Below are 2,964 nucleotides of genomic sequence, written 5' to 3' on the forward strand. Positions count from 1 at the left end.
GAAGCAACATCTAAAATCTAGCCCTAATATTGCCAAGATTTTTCCTAAAATCAGTAAATTCTTTATTGTCCACCAAATCAGGAAATTCCTGAAAATATCCAAGATAACCTCTCAACATATTGAGCGCCTCAACGTTGACGCCTTCAACTTTAGTGGCATTATAGGATGCCGCCCGCATTCTTCTTCGCAAGTCACGCGGCGGCAACGCAACGTCATTCACAACAACACCGGTTACAACTTGCCTTGACCTTCGGCTTAGCACTCTGGTCTTTTTGTCATTAATCACGAGGCCATACATATCATTTAACAGTAAGGTCGCACAGGCAATCAACGATCGAATGCAATCTATCGAAGACCCGCTAATTGTAATGTCGTCCGCATATCTAGTGTAAACGAGCGACTGCTTCTCTGCTTCGGCACTCATTAGTTCATCGAAATTGTACAAGACAGAATTCGATAGTATCGGGCTTGTTGGGGCGCCTTGCGGAAGGACACCATTCAATGTTGCAAGTTTTGCAAGAGTTCTCGCGCTGGGCGCGTCAAGTCCAATAGAGGAAAGATGACTGTTAATATGCCTTTCAGTTATCGAACCAAAAAAATTCTCAACATCTATGCCTGCGACCCATTGTTTTCCGACGTGACACTGTGCGTTGGATAAAATTGATCTGTCGTTCCGAAATGAGTGAACGGCGTCATGCTGCGGAAGGACATGAAATATATAATCAACTATAAAGCGCTGAATTGTTTTCAAAAAAACTCTTGGCGCATGGATTTCACGTGCACCACCAGTCCGCTTCTTGATTGGAAAGGACCTGTAGTGTCTATCGGGCCGCACAATTATCTGCGATATCAGCCTTGGAGTTAACCCTATCATCAATGCAAGATTGACTGCATCCGGCTGAATAGCACGTCCACTCGCCCTACGTGCCAGATTTACTTGGGTCGCGTCATTAAAAGAAAGGAAATTTATGAAAGTGTCGCGCGAGGAGGACGACGAACCAGTTGTTTTAGTCAACTGCTTTGAGTACCGGGGCCAATGGGTGCGGCCCCGAGGAACCGAGGGGCCGCACTCATTGGCCCCGGTACCTTCTAAGGTCGTTCTTTGTAACAAGGGCGGTGAAACGCCGCCCGACTCCGTTGTCTGTTCCTCGCGCGACGTCAACTTCCTACCATTCCAGGCGTCGGCCAGCAAGAAGATACGTTCTCGGTCGCGTGACATCCGCTGTGACCTGGACAGGTACGAGTTGCCCTGTATCGTCAAGGAAAACAGATCAGGCTCACGCATTATGCGGATCAACTGCCCTACATTCGCAGCTTCCACCAAGTAGCTATGCAGATCATTCTCCGATGGCAAAGCGCCAGCATTCTCGAAAACATGCTCCATATAGTATAGTAATTCCCCGGAAGCTACTGGCTGGAGCACGCCCACTGCCCAAAGGATAAAGCCACGATTTAGCGTGACAGTCATTTCGAGGCACCTCTCCTGCTTCCTCTTTTATCTATTGTGTAAAAGCTTCTCCTGCTCCGCAGACGATCGACAATCAAATTAACATCGTACTCCTCGAAGGCGGCAAAGTCTGCTTTACCCGCCCCTTCGATGATCGCATAGGCCCCATTTCGAAAGAACGCTGATGATGTCGAGTGCTTACTGTCAACTATAACAATGATATCGATTCCTTTTTTCTTGAACCTCGGCCCATTCGCAAGATTCCAACTCAAAATGCCTAATTCGCAGTACGTTCCAATGCTGTCGGCAACAACGACAACAGCGTTGCATTTGCCTTCAACGAAGTTAAACTCATCTAACGCGCTGTTTCCTGTCGAGACGATACGAGGATCACCTATTCCATCATCCTCTCCGAGGACTACTTCGAATTCATCGGCTATCAGAGCATCGCGAATCCTCGCGCCAAGCTTAGCCGAAGCACTGCTCGCGTCCGTCGTCACAGACGGCGCGCATAGTAGGACCACGAATGGCTTCTGCTCGGCTTCATTTGCTGCAACGGACTTGTGAGTCGCTATACGTGAAGCAAAACTACGCCGCTCGCGTTTAGCATTCGGGCTACCGTCAGTGGAACTTGCTGTGTCAGGCCGACTCGGTTCAGAAAGCGATGTTAATGTGCTGCAAATTTTGTTCTTAATAAGTACGTATATCTGATGCTCACGATTGGTTGGCTTGCAGATGTTCGTGTGATCTACATCAATTGGTGTAGCAAGAGCATTGTCAACTCCGGGATCGGAGCTTGAGCTTCCGACGACCATGCCTAGCCACTTCGTCGGCTTGCCTTCGGACAAAACGAGGTGATCTATCTTCCCGGCAGCGTACGTTCGATACCAATCATTCAAATCTCTCAGCCCCGGGTTATCTGCCTCCAACGACTGCGTGAGGGGAGATGTATTAATCAGCGCTCGAAATCTAACGCCTAGAGACGCAATCCTGGAGCCAAATTGAGGCGTTCCTAAAAATATGACAAGTTTTATGTTGTGTAGCACGCTTCTATATATCGGATCACGGCCAGCTAAAACTTCTATGCGCCTTATTACTTGTTTGATAATCAGTCCGCCAAGGCTATGACCAATCAGTATTAATGGTACAGAAATACACTCTCTATCTGCGGCAAGGATCGGTGCCAAGCTTGCCGCGATGTCCTCTCGGGGCATCGAGGTGGAAATCCAGTCGGAAATATTTGTATTGTAGCTAATTGCCGCTACTCGTACATCAGGTATATCAGCGCACAACCATAGCGGCCAGTATGGATCATTCTGATCTTCGGACAGCCATGTTTTTTCTGCGCTTCCAAGAAGGCCGTGGAAAAATATTATCTTGACCCTAACTTGCCCTTCCGGGCTGTTGTTCAAGTTATATAAGTTGGCCATTTAGATTTTAATCGCCACTACGCGCCTTCTCTGACCTTTTGCTCTCATTTTTTGTGTCTCAGCTTTGAGTGTCTTGCTCGTAGAACG

2 protein-coding genes are annotated in these 2,964 nt (G+C 47.9%); both read right to left on the reverse strand.

Annotated elements, in window-relative coordinates; translation table 11 throughout:
* Window positions 1-10 precede the first annotated feature (10 nt).
* Entirely contained in the window at window positions 11-1,468 is a 1,458-nt protein-coding gene (locus E4V01_RS25220; protein WP_135300278.1) for a reverse transcriptase domain-containing protein, read from the reverse strand.
* Window positions 1,465-2,877, reverse strand: a complete 1,413-nt coding sequence (locus E4V01_RS25225) for a triacylglycerol lipase (RefSeq protein ID WP_135300279.1) — start codon at window positions 2,875-2,877, stop codon at window positions 1,465-1,467. Before E4V01_RS25225 ends, E4V01_RS25220 begins: the two co-directional genes overlap by 4 nt.
* Between the last annotated feature and the right edge of the window lie 87 nt (window positions 2,878-2,964).

It is taken from the genome of Methylorubrum sp. Q1, assembly GCF_004683995.1.
GTDB lineage: Bacteria > Pseudomonadota > Alphaproteobacteria > Rhizobiales > Beijerinckiaceae > Methylobacterium.